Origin of the sequence: Colwellia sp. (genome assembly GCF_013214175.1) — a bacterium.
Classification (GTDB): domain Bacteria; phylum Pseudomonadota; class Gammaproteobacteria; order Enterobacterales; family Alteromonadaceae; genus Colwellia.
On record NZ_JABSPA010000008.1, the window covers coordinates 138854 to 154565 of the forward strand.

15 protein-coding genes, 1 tRNA gene and 1 pseudogene are annotated in these 15712 nt (G+C 37.8%); 5 read left to right on the forward strand and 12 right to left on the reverse strand.

Going from position 1 to position 15712, the window contains the following annotated elements:
* Nucleotides 1-82: 82 nt before the first annotated feature.
* Nucleotides 83-565: a DUF2947 domain-containing protein gene (locus HRT55_RS17435; RefSeq protein ID WP_291623258.1), complete on the forward strand. Its 483-nt coding sequence runs from the start codon at nt 83-85 to the stop codon at nt 563-565.
* Between the two features lie 43 nt (nt 566-608).
* A complete protein-coding gene (gene rlmF / locus HRT55_RS17440) occupies nt 609-1514 on the forward strand; it encodes a 23S rRNA (adenine(1618)-N(6))-methyltransferase RlmF (RefSeq protein WP_291623417.1) in 906 nt (301 codons plus the stop codon).
* Between the two features lie 82 nt (nt 1515-1596).
* On the opposite strand, the gene HRT55_RS17445 is transcribed toward rlmF, so the two are convergent.
* The 6 genes and pseudogenes from HRT55_RS17445 to HRT55_RS17470 form a co-directional block, all read right to left on the reverse strand.
* Nucleotides 1597-2400, reverse strand: coding sequence for a class II glutamine amidotransferase (locus HRT55_RS17445; RefSeq protein WP_291623259.1), 804 nt, complete (start codon nt 2398-2400; stop codon nt 1597-1599).
* 498 nt (nt 2401-2898) lie between these two features.
* A pseudogene (locus HRT55_RS17450) lies at nt 2899-3033 on the reverse strand (bifunctional 3-demethylubiquinol 3-O-methyltransferase/2-polyprenyl-6-hydroxyphenol methylase); the annotation flags it as partial.
* A gap of 16 nt (nt 3034-3049) precedes the next feature.
* Nucleotides 3050-3220, reverse strand: coding sequence for a replication endonuclease (locus HRT55_RS20985; protein WP_367241225.1), 171 nt, complete (start codon nt 3218-3220; stop codon nt 3050-3052).
* A 215-nt stretch (nt 3221-3435) separates the two neighbouring features.
* On the reverse strand, nt 3436-3945 hold the full coding sequence (locus HRT55_RS17460; RefSeq protein WP_291623260.1) for a hypothetical protein: 510 nt from the start codon (nt 3943-3945) through the stop codon (nt 3436-3438).
* A gap of 16 nt (nt 3946-3961) precedes the next feature.
* Nucleotides 3962-4204 (reverse strand): hypothetical protein, encoded by a 243-nt coding sequence (locus HRT55_RS17465; protein ID WP_291623261.1) that lies wholly within the window; start codon nt 4202-4204, stop codon nt 3962-3964.
* 631 nt (nt 4205-4835) lie between these two features.
* Nucleotides 4836-5066: an Arm DNA-binding domain-containing protein gene (locus HRT55_RS17470; RefSeq protein WP_291623262.1), complete on the reverse strand. Its 231-nt coding sequence runs from the start codon at nt 5064-5066 to the stop codon at nt 4836-4838.
* 303 nt (nt 5067-5369) lie between these two features.
* Between HRT55_RS17470 and fadE the strand changes: the two genes are divergently transcribed.
* Nucleotides 5370-7799, forward strand: coding sequence for an acyl-CoA dehydrogenase FadE (gene fadE, locus HRT55_RS17475; protein ID WP_291623263.1), 2430 nt, complete (start codon nt 5370-5372; stop codon nt 7797-7799).
* 192 nt (nt 7800-7991) lie between these two features.
* A complete protein-coding gene (locus tag HRT55_RS17480) occupies nt 7992-8633 on the forward strand; it encodes a TetR/AcrR family transcriptional regulator (RefSeq protein WP_291623264.1) in 642 nt (213 codons plus the stop codon).
* A gap of 107 nt (nt 8634-8740) precedes the next feature.
* On the opposite strand, the gene HRT55_RS17485 is transcribed toward HRT55_RS17480, so the two are convergent.
* From HRT55_RS17485 to HRT55_RS17510, 6 genes are all read right to left on the reverse strand, one after another.
* Complete coding sequence (locus tag HRT55_RS17485) at nt 8741-10561, reverse strand: acyl-CoA dehydrogenase C-terminal domain-containing protein (protein ID WP_291623265.1); 1821 nt, start codon at nt 10559-10561, stop codon at nt 8741-8743.
* Between the two features lie 506 nt (nt 10562-11067).
* Nucleotides 11068-11144 (reverse strand) — tRNA-Asp (locus tag HRT55_RS17490).
* 254 nt (nt 11145-11398) lie between these two features.
* On the reverse strand, nt 11399-12769 hold the full coding sequence (locus HRT55_RS17495) for a TIGR03503 family protein (RefSeq protein WP_291623266.1): 1371 nt from the start codon (nt 12767-12769) through the stop codon (nt 11399-11401).
* Entirely contained in the window at nt 12760-13530 is a 771-nt protein-coding gene (gene dnaQ / locus HRT55_RS17500; RefSeq protein ID WP_291623267.1) for a DNA polymerase III subunit epsilon, read from the reverse strand. The genes HRT55_RS17495 and dnaQ overlap by 10 nt, the downstream gene beginning before the upstream one ends.
* Nucleotides 13531-13580: 50 nt before the next feature.
* Nucleotides 13581-14069: a DUF2919 family protein gene (locus tag HRT55_RS17505; protein WP_291616239.1), complete on the reverse strand. Its 489-nt coding sequence runs from the start codon at nt 14067-14069 to the stop codon at nt 13581-13583.
* Nucleotides 14062-14796 (reverse strand): DUF599 domain-containing protein, encoded by a 735-nt coding sequence (locus tag HRT55_RS17510; protein ID WP_291623268.1) that lies wholly within the window; start codon nt 14794-14796, stop codon nt 14062-14064. The genes HRT55_RS17505 and HRT55_RS17510 overlap by 8 nt, the downstream gene beginning before the upstream one ends.
* 349 nt (nt 14797-15145) lie before the next feature.
* Here HRT55_RS17510 and HRT55_RS17515 point away from each other — a divergent pair, with 349 nt between their 5' ends.
* Nucleotides 15146-15568 (forward strand): META domain-containing protein, encoded by a 423-nt coding sequence (locus HRT55_RS17515; protein WP_291623270.1) that lies wholly within the window; start codon nt 15146-15148, stop codon nt 15566-15568.
* Nucleotides 15569-15712 lie beyond the last annotated feature (144 nt).

The window sequence follows — 15712 nt, forward strand, 5'->3', positions numbered from 1 at the left end:
GTAACTTGTTAGTTTATGTAGCGCTTTTTTATTTGGCAATTGCTGGGTATAATTACCTTGTTTTCCTTTTTGAGCGATATTAATGAATTACCTGCCCCTAGAGAGTTTAAAAAATGCTTGGATTTTCAAGCATAAAAGTTTACCTATTGTAGAATCTGACCTAGCAAAAATAAAACCTATGAATATTGAACGCGCTAATATTGTATGGGATACCTTTATTTCTCGCCAAGTAGATCACCCTGACTTTTTCAAAAAAGGCGATTGGCCTACGGATAAGAGCAACTGGTTAGAGCAAGGGAAATGGGAAGGTCTTTGGGACAGCAATGAAGAAGCGCTACCTGAGCTAATCGAAAAGCATCTGGACTGGGATCAAAATACCGTAGTCTACTACTGTAGCTCACGAGACAATGTCATAGAAACCAACTGGTTGATATTCAAGCGTTGTTGGAAAAACTTTTTATTTATGGATGATGGTCCTATTCTATTGGGTAAAAAACGCCAACAGGTCGTACAATTTACCAGTAATGGCTATTTTAAAATTGGCCAAAAGCCAAGTAGTAATTAAGCAAGCCGCTATTCAAATCATCTTTTATTCTAACGGTACTACTTTGCATAAAAACAATCGGCATATACAGGGTTATAATTTTAAAGCATTGGTGAAAGCTAATACTAAATTATCACCTTTTATTATAAAAAATAAATATAATAATCAAGACACTATAGATTTTTCAAATCCTTTGGCTATTAAAGCCCTGAATTTTTCATTATTAAAAAGTGACTATAAAATTAATTTTTGGGACATACCTGAGGGCTATCTATGCCCAGCAATCCCAGGAAGAGTAGACTATATTCACCATCTACATGACTTACTTGCGACAACGCCTAAAACACTTATAGGTGATAAAAAACAGGTGAAGGTGCTTGATATAGGCACAGGAGCAAGTTGCATTTATCCCCTGCTAGGGCAAAGAGTATACGGTTGGCATTTTGTCGCTTCAGATGTTGATCCTATTTCCATAAAAGTTGCCAAGCACATAGTCTCTGCTGATAAGACACTCGTTAAAGCGATTACCTGTCGTTTACAAGAAGATAGTAATCATATCTTTAATGGTATTATTGCTGAGGATGAATTTTATCATTTAACCCTATGTAATCCACCATTTCATCGTTCTTTAGCTGAAGCTAGCCAAGGCACTAGCCGAAAATGGCAAAATTTGAATAAAGCGAAGACTCCTGCTAAAGCGCAAAGCAAACAACTAAACTTTGGTGGACAAAAAGCTGAGCTCTGGTGTCCCGGTGGCGAATTAGCTTTCATTGGTAATATGATTAAAGAGAGTAAGACTTATCAAAAACAGGTACTTTGGTTTACTTGTCTGGTGTCGAAAAAAGATCATATATCTAAGCTAAAGCTCAGCTTAAAAAAAGCCCAAGCAAGCCAAGTTAAAGTCATTAACATGGCTCAAGGACAAAAAATCAGTCGCTTTATCGCTTGGAGTTTTTATGATGTTAGCTAAAACAACAGTAAAGCATCATGTTATTAGCTTTAGCTATTAAGCACTTTCTTTATCTGTATTAATATCTGGACTAATATCTACACTAATCGGCATTAACATCTGCACTAGTGATATCACCAGCAACTAGCTCTCCTAAACAAAATAACTGCCATTGACCTGGTACCATTTTATGCCAGGTCTCATCATCTGTCAGTGGTTTAGTGGCAATAACGGTAACAACATCATTGCTATTGGTTTCTTTTTTAAAGTCCACCGCCATTTCCGCATCAATAAGACTGGCTTGGCCAAAAGGAGCTTTACGGGTAAGCCAATGTAAATTATTAGAGCAATAAGCGAACAAGTATTCACCATCGGTAATAATAATGTTGCCAACGCCAAGGCTATCGATTTTTGCCGCCAGTGAGGCAACAAAAGAAAACAAGGTTTTAGCTGCAACTTGCTTAGCACCAAACTCTAAGTGCAATTGATCAAGTATCCAGCAAAAAGCATGTTCACTGTCCGTTGTACCAATAGGTAAGTGAAATTCAATCGGTAGTTCATTAGCAAAATCTTTTAATTGACCATTATGAGCATAGGTCCAATTCTTCCCCCACATTTGTCGAACAAATGGGTGAGTATTTTCAAGGCAGACTTCACCTGAATTAGCTTGTCTAATATGACAGACTACCGCTTCACTTTTCATCGGGTATTTAGTAACCAGCTCAGCAATAGGAGAATGTGCACTTGGCATAGGATCTTTAAAGCTACGACAGCCCTTACCTTCATAAAACGTCACTCCCCAACCATCTCTGTGCGGTCCGGTATTACCACCACGTTGCATTAAACCACTAAAACTAAAACAGATATCGGTTGGTACATTGGCACTCATGGCTAGAAGTTCACACATAAATCATTTAATCCTTTTAAAACAAGTAACTTAACCGAACTGACAACCTTTAAAATTCCTCACAGTGTCCGTAAGAGTGTCACTATAGAAAATAAAAAGCTAAACAGATCAAAAATCCGTTTAGCTTTTATTTATATTAAGCTGTAATTGGCTTTAAGTCATTAGATAACTTAACTGCACTGCATTTTGGATAGTGAAAACAGCGGCTTGTGATAATAGTACTGCCAACCAAGTATGTGCATTAACAGCGTAAGAGCTAACTTACGACAAAGCACCTTAATGAAGACAATCCATTAGTTAAATACCCAATGTCACAAACGTCTTTTTTTTGCACTAAATCGGGAGCTTAAGAAGAGTGAATTTTTCTATGGTTTGAATGTTGAGAGATTATTATTGCAGCAATACTGTGACTGCATATAATCACAGTTAACTTTTATTGGTTTGGTGCTAATTATGGCTCGCGGTAATTTTCTGATAATTAATGGCTAAGCCTGTTTATAGAGCGTGTAGTTTAGCAACATTTAAGGGTTCAGTACCCATATCTATACCCGTTACCTTAGCGCCTAACTTTGCTAATGATTCAGATAATATACCACCACCACCTACATCTATTACTTGCTTATCAAATAAGCCATTATTTGAATGAGTATCAATATCTTGCTGGGCAAGTTAGCGTGTAAAAAACGCCAACAAAGCCTAGCTCTGTGGCTATTTCTTCACTTTCGCGTAAGCGCAACATGGTTTCACAACATCTTATAGCTGGGTTGGCAATACCTGCTTTAACGGCTTCGAGTAAATCAATTACTTTACACTCATGGATATTGGTTTAACTTTTTCATCATGTACATTATTTACTTTAAGGGAAGCGTACTTTGAGCGACCATAATATAACTTTACCTTGTTCAAGTTATCTTCCGTGTCTGAATAACGTTCGTTAGGTGGCCGTGATAAAATCCACCCGTTTACATCAAAATAGAATGAGCATGTACATACTCAGTTTCCTTTCAGATAAAATATCTTTTCTATTTTATATCCCTACTCCGCTATAACCTGCTTTCTAATTTCTAAAATCGATATGGTTGCTAAAGTTATTATTATTGATAATTCAACCAATAGTGTACTTGGCGTATACCAGGTCCATAACCACCAACTTTCTCGGTTTTCTAACACCATAATATCAATATGCATTGCTAAATAGGTAATCGTATTAATAGCAAGTAAATACATGATTGCGAATGTAGCTTTGTGTAATTTAACTCTAGTAACTAAGTGAACGGTAATGATAGAAATTATTGCTAATACATCATACTCAAGCCAGCGTAGATAGAAGTTATAGTCTGGTTGAGTATTATCAGTCAGCCAGAAATATTCAAAGGTATTGTTTGCAACCACAAAGCAGCCAAAAAGAATAATACTACAAATAAAAACCGATGGATTAACCCGCCAATTTTTATAACTTAAAATAAAGACACCGATAAAGCCTAACATTACTAAAAAGTCTATTAGCTGAGCGGTCTCTGGGTTGTTAAGTAAATCGAAGTACATTCATTAAAGTCCTTGCTTATGCTTTGTGCTCTTTCTTTGGTGGAACGTAAACGCCGCCGCCACCATGATAAGACTTAACCTGTTCATCATTTAACGCTTTTGAAGCTTCAGCGCTTATTGTCACTGAATCATTAACTTTGGGAGGAACATATACACCACCGCCACCATGTTCAGGTGTTACGATTGTGTCAGTTTTTTTTGTCGTTGAAGGTTGTTCAGAACTTTGAAGTTTACTGCTATCCACACCAGATAAATCCATTGTGATTGAATCCTTAAAATTTAAAGTTAATAAAAAAAGACAGTTAATAATTTTCAAGCTTTATCAAAGCCCTTTAATTATTAACTGTAAATAAAACCAGTACATTTGACCTGGTACACTTTAAAAAACAAATACAACAGGGAAAACTGTAACGCTTTGTTACGAATAAAAACATTACAAGGCATTACGCGCTATTGAATGAAGTACTACTGTCATGTTAAGCCTCTCTATGTTATTGCATTTGTTATGATTTTTTATTTATTACCTTTTCCATTAAAAATGGCTATCCTCGTATTCAGGGCTGCGCGCTTTTCATTTATGTAGTTATATCTATCATAATGAGTCGCAAATACGTCCGATTTATCATGTTGCTGCAATATATCTCGCATTTCCTTACTGATACCCGCCGCCCCCATTAGCGTTTTGCATGTTCGCCTAAAGTCGCACGGGGATAACATTACTAGTTAATGAATTATTAGTGTGTTTGATTGTGGTTGGTGCCCAATTATTTTTAATAAACACAACAAAGTCTTCAATAAATTCTAATAAAGAACTCTGTGCCTCGGCTTGTTGCTTTTCGACTTTTATTTGAATCTTATCAGCAGCCGGATTACCACCTCATGGCACTAATTCAGATAGCGCTAAATTTTTTTTCTGGCATCCGCAACGAAATAGCTCCATAAGGGCCAATTTCTATTCGTCTTCGGCCGTTAGTATAATATTGAAATTGGAATTTTTTAGTGCCTGTTGGGTATACTTTTAATTGCAAGCTGCCAATGTCCCGGACATCACTTTTTGCGGTAGCCACACAGAGCTTTTCTTTAGCCTTTAAAGCCTTAAGACTTTTATCTGTAAAGTGCATAGTGTCAGTTAGCCCCAAACAAGGGTGGCTATGTGAGACAGTATAAACTGCTTAGCTCGTGTAGCAATTGTATTTACTGGGGTGTGGGAGATATCCTGATGCTAATCAAGAAAGAATAAAGAGACATAACTAAGAGTTCAAACATATTTAACCACCTAAAACAGCCAAACACTTAAAAGTAAAATATGCTTGGCTAAATCATCAATTTATTCTATAAATAGAGTATATCATTGACTAAAAAGTATTTTAAATTCAATTACTTTTTCTCTCACCTCACAAAAAAAATACTAAAAGGGAATCCTTGTGGATATTATTATTTGGTTATTTGTCGCATTTACGCTTACTTGGTTTATGAGCTATGCAAGAACATCATTATCCAGTTACACCTTAGCTTTTGCTACGCTGATGGTATTAGGGTCGTTTTTCAACATCATTGGCATTGTCTCTTGGTTACTCTTTGCTGTAATCGCACTACCACTGAATATTGATAGTATTCGCCAACAATTTATAAGTATGCCTTTATTGGCTCTGTTCAAAAAAATAATGCCACAAATGTCCTCGACCGAACAAGAAGCAATTGATGCTGGCACCACATGGTTCGATGCTGATTTATTTCGCGGTGACCCTGATTGGAAAAAGCTCCATAATTACCCTCGCCCAAGGTTAAGCACGCAGGAACAAGAGTTTTTAGATGGACCGGTTGAGCAAGTGTGCGCCATGGTTAACGATTGGCATATTACCCATGAAATTGCCGATCTTCCGCCAGAAATATGGCAGTTTTTAAAAGAAAATAAATTCTTTGCCATGATCATTAAAAAACAATACGGGGGTTTAGAGTTCTCCGCTTTTGCCCAATCACGGGTTTTGCAAAAACTCACCGGCGTTAACTCAGTGCTTGCCAGTACTGTCGGTGTGCCTAACTCATTAGGTCCAGGTGAATTGTTACAAGAGTATGGTACCAAAGCGCAACAAGACCATTACTTACCCCGTTTAGCCAAAGGTGAAGAGATCCCTTGTTTTGCCCTTACCAGCCCAGAAGCTGGCTCAGATGCTGGAGCTATTCCCGATTTTGGTATTATTTGTCATGGTCAATTTGACGGCAAAGATGTTTTAGGTATGAAACTAACCTGGGACAAACGCTATATAACCCTAGCCCCAATTGCAACCGTACTAGGCTTAGCATTCAAATTACAAGACCCTGAGCAACTGCTTTCGGATAAAAAAGATTTGGGTATCACTTGTGCACTTATTCCAACTGACTTACCGAATATTGTCATTGGCCGCAGACATTTCCCATTAAATGTTCCCTTTCAAAATGGACCTACCCAAGGTACAGATGTTTTTGTTCCCCTTGATTTTATCATTGGTGGCGCTGAAATGGCCGGACAAGGTTGGCGTATGTTGGTTGAATGCCTATCCGTTGGTCGTGCTATCACCCTACCGTCAAATAGTGCCGGAGGGATTAAAACCGTGGCTTTAGCCACAGGAGCCTACAGTCGTATAAGACGACAATTTAAAATGCCTATTGGGAAAATGGAGGGTATTGAAGAGCCTCTTGCCCGTATTGGCGCAAATGCCTATCTAATGGACGCCGTCACTACGATGTCAACGGGAGCCATCGATCTGGGCGAAAAACCCTCTGTGATTTCAGCGATAGCCAAATACCACCTTACCGAGAAGATGCGTTCATCCATTATCGATGCCATGGACATTCATGGTGGTAAAGGTATTTGTATGGGACCAAATAATTATTTAGCTCGTGGCTATCAAGGTGCTCCCATCGCCGTCACGGTAGAAGGCGCGAACATTTTAACCCGTAGTCTGATTATATACGGTCAAGGCGCTATTCGTTGCCACCCCTATGTACTGGCAGAACTAGAAGCTGCCAATAATAGTGATAATGAAGAAGCGCTTAACGACTTTGATCATGCACTTTTTGGTCATATAGGTTTTAGCATCAGTAATATTAGCCGTAGTTTATGGTGCTCACTTACCGGTGCACGCTTCTTAGGTAGTCCATTTAATGATGAAACACGCCGCTATTATCAATTACTGACTCGCTTTAGCGCCAACCTCGCCATGCTTTCTGATATCGCTATGCTTGTTCTAGGTGCTGAGCTAAAACGAAAAGAACGTATTTCTGCCCGGCTAGGAGATGTACTTAGCGAGTTGTACTTAGCGAGCGCTACGTTAAAACGATATAATGATGAGGGCCGGAAAAGTGCTGATCTGCCATTCGTTCAGCATGCCGTTGAAGATTGTCTCTACAACATGCAACATGCAATTGACGAGCTTATTAATAATTTCCCTAACAAAGTCGTAGCAAAACTATTACGGGTGATTATATTTCCACTAGGCACTTGGCTGAAGAAACCAAGTGATGAAATAGCACAAAAGGTAGCAAGATTACTTCAAAGCCCTTGCGCAAGTCGTACTCGCTTAGGTCAAGGTCAATATTTAACCCGCGATGGCAATAATATTTTTGGAAAGTTAGAGCAAGTGCTTGAAGATATAATTAATTGTGAACCAATCCATGAAAAAGTCTGTCGTGCTTTAAATAAAAAATTGCCTTTTTATCAACTCAATAAGGTAGCAGAGCTGGGTCTCGCTGAAAGCATCATATCAGAAGCTGAGGCTCAGTTACTAACGACTGCAGAAGCTGGCCGTCAATGGGCAATTGCTGTAGACGATTTTGATAGTAAAGAATTAGCCGCATTTCAGCCTGCAAGCTAGGTTAATATCGATTAACGCCCATGTTGCAATTTGCACTAAATTTTAACATGGGTAAATAAAGTATTTTTTAATTATTATCAGCAGCTAGAAACGATGTTAATATAAGGTAAATATAATGATAATAATGTAACTGAGCTGAACATGGCCGTAAAAGATATAGTTATTCCAGAGCAGACTGAACAGCATAAGAGCTTGTCAGTAAAACGTCGCTCTAAAGGAGAAAGGACTCGCGAAAGAATTCTGATTGCAGCGATTGAGGTTTTAGCGCTCAATGGGATCAAAGGCACTACTCACCGTGCGATTGCCAGCCATGCACAACTTCAACTTTCTTTAACAACTTATTATTTTAAAGATATCCAAGAGCTTATTCATCAAGCATTTAAATTAAATTCCGAACGTATTATCTCACGAGCTGATACCATCTTAGCTGCAGCTTTTACCCTTATAACTAAAATAGAGAAGAAAACACTTAGGAAAACAGCTGTTAAGGAGGATTTGTGTCAACAATTGAGCGAAATGACTGCTCAACATTTAATTGACAATATCAAACATCAGGCCATATCTCTTGCGGTGGAGCAACTAATGTTAACAGAGATACAAGTAACACCTGCTTTACGTTTACTTGCCCAAGAGCATGAATTAGCTCAGTTAGCCCCTTACCAGCAGCTATGTCAATTTTTCAACAAGGTTAGCCCTGAGCTCGATGCTAAAATAATGTACACAGTTTTTTCTCAGCTTCAATATGGCCAGCTTGCCAAGCAAGTAAATATTGATACTGCGTTAATTGAACAGACAACACGCAGGATTATTGCTTGGATTATGTCTCTAAAATAAATTACTAATTAAAAAAATCAATAAAAAAGCACGGTAACTATTATATAAAGTTACCGTGCTTTTTTGTTTGTACAATTAATTAATACTTTTCTTAACTTACGGGTGAATTAAAGAAAAGACATTAACTCTTGATCAAGTTGCATTATGGTTTTTGGATCTGCCATCATAGTTTTAGCTAGAGACTTAGTTCTAGGTAACATGCGCTCGAAATAGAACTCAGCTGATTTAATTTTTGCACGGTAGAAGTCACGATTTTCAACATCACTCGCTAGCTTTTCATAGGCCGATTGTGCCATTTGAGCCCAAAAGTAAGCCATAACTACATAACCAGAATACATTAAAAAGTCTACTGATGCTGAGCCGACAATATCACGATTCGATTTAGCTTTAAGTCCTAAACGCATTGAATACTGTTGCCAGTTAGCAATTGCCTTGCCCAATGGCCAGATAAAACGATTCATTTGACGTTTATGTGGATTACTAGAAATTAAACTCTTGTTCTTACAAAAGCTTAGTACTTCCTTAGAGAAATCATTTAGCGACTTACCACGAGTCATTAATATTTTACGACCTAATAAATCTAGAGCCTGTATACCTGTGGTGCCTTCATACAGTGTCGCGATTCTTGCGTCTCGTACTATTTGCTCCATGCCCCATTCTTTAATGTAACCGTGGCCACCAAAAATTTGCAAACCATGATTAGCACTTTCAGAGCCAAGTTCAGTTAAGAACGCTTTTAAGATAGGTGTGATAAAGCCTAAACGATCGTCTGCTGCTTGACGCTCTGCTTCTGTTTTTGCCATAGAGATATCGTCAACGATTTTGGCAGTGTAATAAATCATTGCCCTGCCGCCCTCAGAAATCACCTTTTGCGTCATCAGCATCTTACGTACATCAGGGTGAACTATAATCGGATCCGCTACTTGATCTGGGAATTTTTTACCGGTTAGTGAGCGCATAGACAAGCGTTCTTTGGCATAAAGTAAAGAGTTTTGAAAAGCTAACTCTGAAGAACAAACCCCTTGTAACGCTGTGCCGATACGTGCGGTATTCATAAAGGTGAACATACATTCTAAACCTTTATTTTCTGGACCTATAAGCGTGCCAACTGAATTGTCAAAATTAAGTACCGCTGTCGCAGAGGCTTTAATGCCCATCTTGTCTTCTATTGAACCACAAGTAACATTGTTTGCTTCACCTAGCGTACCGTCTTGCTCAGCTTTTATTTTTGGCACAATAAATAATGAAATACCACGAGTACCTTTTGGCGCGTCGGGTAATCTTGCTAGTACAATATGGATAATGTTGTCTGTTAGGTCATGATCACCCGCAGAAATAAATATTTTAGTACCGGTGAGGTTGTAGGTACCATCGCCATTTGGCTCGGCTTTAGTTTTAACTTGCCCTAAATCGGTACCACATTGTGGCTCAGTTAAACACATGGTGCCGGTCCACGTACCTTGGATTAAGCGCGTTAAATACAGCTCTTTTTGCTTATCATTACCGTGCGTAGTGATTGTATTCATTGCACCATGACTAAGACCAGGATACATAGCCCAAGACCAGTTAGCCGTACCAGTCAGTTCTGATTGCACCATACCTAATGAAGGTGGTAAGCCTTGTCCGCCATGTTCTAATGAATGTGATAGCGAAGACCAACCACCATCAATGTACTGTTGGTAAGCTTCTTTGAAGCCTTTTGGGGTGGTTACCTTGCCATTATCAAAGGTACAACCTTCTTTATCACCACTTTGATATAAAGGCAGTAATTCGTTTTCACAAAATTTTGCGCACTCTTGCAGGATAGCGTCGACTAAGTCCGGAGTAGCTTCTTCAAATTCTTCATGTTTTTTATAATGATCATAATAATTGAATACATCTTCAAGCAAAAATTTAATATCTGCTATTGGTGCTTTATAACTTAGCATTACCTTTCTCCGACAAATTTAGTGAACTATTTATAATGTTATAGTTAGATTAAAGCACTGGTCGTACCACTAATTCAAGTCTTTTTTATACTTTTTTGCTGACAGGCATGAGGTTATAAAATTTTATTGGGAAAATTCAGGCTAATTCACCGCAAACATTTACTTGTTAACCCGGTGTAAGTCACTACAAGTAGAGAGGTGTTAAAATTGAACAATATATAGCAGTAAGCTTTGTTAAAAAGTTACTTAATAATTGGAATAGATAGTGAGTGCTATTTTAAAATAAATTGACTAAACAAATGAGTTAAAAAGAGATTATTAATCACGAGTAATACTAATTAAAGCGCATAATCTGCTGTATTTAAAACATTGTGAACATAGGAATTATATAGCTATGGATACAGATAATAGGTTTTCTAATTTGATTTTGAGAGAGTTACTGGGGATATTTTAGGAAGTATTCAATAAGTTTTCTATATAATAGAATAGAAAATAAAGCACAAAGTTGGCGGAGTGGACGGGACTCGAACCCGCGACCCCCGGCGTGACAGGCCGGTATTCTAACCAACTGAACTACCACTCCGCGTTAGAACAACTGAACTACCACTCCGCTATATATTGCTATAAGTCACAAAAATTAAAATTAATGAATCTATGTAACCTATCGTCTGCTTCAACAACATGTCGTTGAATGCGGCGAGATAATACGGTTATGACGCGGTGCAGTCAACCACTTTATTAATTAAATTTACGGCATGCACATTTGACGAGCAATCTGATGAAAATCAAAGCATATTCCATCACTATTGGCAGATTAAACGCCAATTGGTCTTAGGTTTACTTAGTTTTTGATTTCTTTCTACCTAAAGCAAAAAACAGCACAAGCGCAATAATGATGATAAAAACATTGCCAGCGACAATCAATAACATAGTTTCTTGCTCTTTTTCTGCTTGTACTTGCTGCTGCTCTAATAAAACCAGCTCATTTTCTTCTTCTGCTTTAACAAGTAAATCAGCTGTTGTTGCAATTACAGCACTCATTTCTTCCGAATTAGCTGCAACACCATCGATAGCCATCATATTATTCACCGCTTCAACATTAAAAGTGAACTCAGGTACCACTAACCGAAATTCTCGTCCTGTTATTGTTTTACCGAAAGCACTGACATTAATTCGATATATACCCGGCTCTGTATTGGTAATAGTAGTTGCCCTACTCTCACCATTGCTCTCCATAATTGAAAAGGGTTCAACTTGACGGTCAGGAAAAGTAAACTTCCCCTGAAAAACAAGACTATCTGGGTCAACATAACTGGGGTCTATAGTTAATACTAATTGGTGAGGTTTATCAGACTCTGCTGATTTAACCACACTCACTTCAACGGGTGTTTTTTGTAAGAGGATAGTTGTTTGCCTTAACTCTCGCGTTGCCATGGGAAGTTTGACCAGGTAAACCGGTTGCCATTCGCCTGGTGCAAAATCTAAGATAAATTCACCGGTAAAGATATTGTCATTAGCGTATTCATCTAAACCATGACCATCATCACGAAAGGAGGTGACTTTAATCGCATCGGCGCCAAAATTTTCATAGGCTGAGTTATTAGTGCTATAAAAATTAATATCTAATTTAACGACATTTTTAAAGTGTGGGCTAACAATGGCATCGTCACCATTAAATAAACGACCTTCTACTTTAAGAGTCTCACCTGAAAAAGCAATTTCAGGTAAGGGGTCGACAGCAATTTTAATATCAGAGACCACCAATATTTGGCTATTCGGTAAAATATCGCCAACCGCTTGCCAAGGACCAGGCATAGGATTTTTTATCTTAATCATGTCAAATGTGCTGTCATCAAACCATTGCACTTTTTCATGATCAAATTCATTGACCCGTATTTTACTACCGTCAGGTCTAATAAGAATAATAGGCTTACTACCACTTTTACGATAAAAAATTAACGTTATTTCATCTAAGTTGGCATCAAGACGAAATCGATTATCAAAATAAGGAACTTGATTGGTTATATTATCCTTTTGATAATATTCAACGCGCGTTTTACTCAACTTATCTACTTTACTGCTATTTTCTATATCACTATTAATCAATGCTCCAGCACTAAATGAAGTTACAATAAAAAGTAAAGCAGCAGACAAGCTTGATACTTTAATTTTTTTAGCGTTAAAACACTGATGCTTAGTTATTTCCAAAGTGGCTCTCCTCCTTTTTTGGCTATTACGGCAACACGATCGGCATGTGCATCTAATTCATCGGCCGAAGCAGCAATAACCTTTAATTTATTCCGTGTGGATGGTAACCGTCTGATGGCATTAACATCTGTATTACTACCATCACCAACTGAAAAATCTAATGTTGACTGCAAGCGCGTCATTTCTATATAGACAAAGGCCAATAATTGCGCATCAATCAATGCCCCGTGATAAGTACGGTCGATTAATTTATCTACTCGGTAGAATCGTGCTAAGTAATCTAAGGTCTTGGGTGAGCCCAGTTTTTCTTTTGACACCTTCAGAGTATCGGTAATAGTACAGATGTCTTCAGTCATCGGTACTTTGTCTTGGCTGCGATTCATGGAGTTGAACAATGAAAATTCATGATCCATAAAGCCAACATCGAACTTGGAGTTATGTATTACGAGCTCAGCGCCACGAATAAAATCAATAAACTCATGAACTACCTGAGAGAAAATAGGTTTGTCATTTAGAAATTCATTGGTTAAACCATGAATATTTATAACCTCTTGTTCCATTTCGAACACATTGCCGCGTTGATCAAGGGGTTTTATATACGCATGAAAGGTTCGGCCTGTTAATTGACGGTTGACCATTTCAACACAGCCTATTTCTACAATTCTGTGCCCTTCTCTTGGATTGATACCAGTAGTTTCAGTATCCAAAATGATTAAGCGATGATCTTTTTCTGCCTCTGAGCTGTCGGGTATATTATTCACTTGCGGGCCTTTTATTTAATGTCTATCACGCATTAAGTTTAATGTGATGACTATTTTTCTGGTAGCGTTTGAGGAAATTCGATTAAGTTAATTTGCATACGTTTACTAGTAAAGCATAGAGTAATTAAAGCAAAGACAATCAAGCCTTGGCAAATTAACCATGGCATGGAAGTCAATTGCCAGAATATAAAGCCAATAAGGTTAATGGTAAAGTCAAAAATTAACGCTCCTATCAACAATGCTCGGCAATAAGGCCATAGGCTTTTTACCCAGTTTGGTGCATTAGGCCGACGTAGACTAATGATAAGTACAACAAATAAACCAATTAAGCCTGACACCAAGCTTAAAAAGAATAAGTTTGTGTCTGGATAAACCCACTGCATGGTTGACACTCGGTCTTTCATATTCGTTACGGACATAAGCCAAACTAGATAGCCACGTAAAACAAACAGTAACACCAGATAAAAACGTTTTGATAACTTTAAACAGTCAAATTTATCAAAATCTTCGATGGAATACTGTTGATATTGTTTAGACACCTGGCATTTTCTCATTTTTCAATTGACGCTCTTGCTGTAATAAATGCTGGGCAGCTGTAATGGCCTTCACCGCCTTAGAATTAAATTCACGGGTATATAAGGTGTAAACGACCCATAAACTCATCAAGACAAATAAAAATGGGTGAAAAAACCAACACATCGCTGCTATGGCAAAATAATACGACCTCAAGCCGTAGTTATAAGAATGGGCAGCTTGGTCTTGCACTATCGCCATTTGCTTTGCATAAGCCAATAAATTCTCATTTGTGCCCGACTGATCAAAGGGCGTCGCGCCTATCATGACATTTAAAAATCCGTATTGGCGCATCGACCAAGTAAATTGAAAAAATGAAATAACAAAGATAAAGGCTAATAAGCTGAGTTTTAATTGTATGGCTAAATGATTAACATCGGCGGCAAAGGGTAATGAAGAAATAACCACCGCCAAGGTATCGACTTTTGCGAATAAGGTAAAAATACCGGCAAGGATCAACAAGGTGCTAGACGCAAAAAAAGCGATATTACGTTCCAAGTTGGCGAGTAAAGCCGCTTCTGAAACCCTTATTTCCCGCGAAATCACTTCATACATCCAATGAATTCGATGTTGATGTAAAGATCTGGCGATGCAGTCTGTGGTCTTGGCTTTTTTTCGGGCAAATACGGTATAACCATACCAAGCGACAACGAAAACAGCTAAAGCTAAAATATCGACTAGGGTAAAAGGCAAATTCAATTCCTTAATACGTAACAGGGACAACAAAAAAATGATTATACGCCAACAATTTTTATTGACCAACAACTTCATTTAATTCCTATAATTACGCTTTGAATTACCGCCAGTATTTAGCCCCCGTAGTAATTACCTAGTAAGTCATACCGATAAAGAATACCGATAAAGAATACCGATAAAGTATTGCTAGCATGAAAATAGTACGTTTAAAGAAATTCCTCATTTAGCTTTTCATAACCTAACAAACTAAGCACTTGAGTTTTATAAATAATTGAATAACACTGACACTATTATAATTAACCGCGTTTTGACATTGAACTCATCACTACGCATTCAAGGTATTTCTATGAGAAATTTTAAACAACTTACGTTGTTAGTTGCGATTGCAACCACACTGACTGCTTGTAATAGCTCTTCGGCCCTGCCAACACAGGAATCATTACCTGGCAGTTGGCTCGTTGAGTCAATTAAGGATAAAGCTGTCATCACTAAAAGTACGGCTCAATTAAACTTTGACGAGCAAAACAGATTAAGTGGCTCTGCATCCTGTAATAACATATCCTCGAACTATACCCTAGAGCACAACTCGGTAAACATAGGCCCAATGGCCGTAACTCGAAAAATGTGTTTACCTGCTTTAATGGAGCAAGAGTCTCGATTATTGCAAGCCCTAGGCAAGGTAAAACGTTTCCAATTGAATAATGGCGAGCTAACAATGTACGACCAACAAGGCAGTTTGCAAATAAAAGCAAAGAGAACAAAACCATAAACTAGCATTTAAGTAATATCAAAAAACAAGCTTTCTATACTTTTTTGCTATATAGCAATATAAGTTATAACAAAATATCACTTCATTTTTTATAACAAAAAGCTACTCTTATGCTGTTAATACAACTAATTCCACAGGATTCAA

Bases quoted from the DNA above. Each gene is read 5' to 3' on its own strand.
- HRT55_RS17435 (WP_291623258.1), top strand. From the start codon at position 83: ATGAATTACCTGCCCCTAGAGAGTTTAAAAAATGCTTGGATTTTCAAG.
- HRT55_RS17445 (WP_291623259.1), bottom strand. From the start codon at position 2,400: ATGTGTGAACTTCTAGCCATGAGTGCCAATGTACCAACCGATATCTGT.
- HRT55_RS17460 (WP_291623260.1), bottom strand. From the start codon at position 3,945: ATGTACTTCGATTTACTTAACAACCCAGAGACCGCTCAGCTAATAGAC.
- HRT55_RS17465 (WP_291623261.1), bottom strand. From the start codon at position 4,204: ATGGATTTATCTGGTGTGGATAGCAGTAAACTTCAAAGTTCTGAACAA.
- HRT55_RS17470 (WP_291623262.1), bottom strand. From the start codon at position 5,066: ATGCACTTTACAGATAAAAGTCTTAAGGCTTTAAAGGCTAAAGAAAAG.
- HRT55_RS17485 (WP_291623265.1), bottom strand. From the start codon at position 10,561: ATGCTAAGTTATAAAGCACCAATAGCAGATATTAAATTTTTGCTTGAA.
- HRT55_RS17515 (WP_291623270.1), top strand. From the start codon at position 15,146: ATGAGAAATTTTAAACAACTTACGTTGTTAGTTGCGATTGCAACCACA.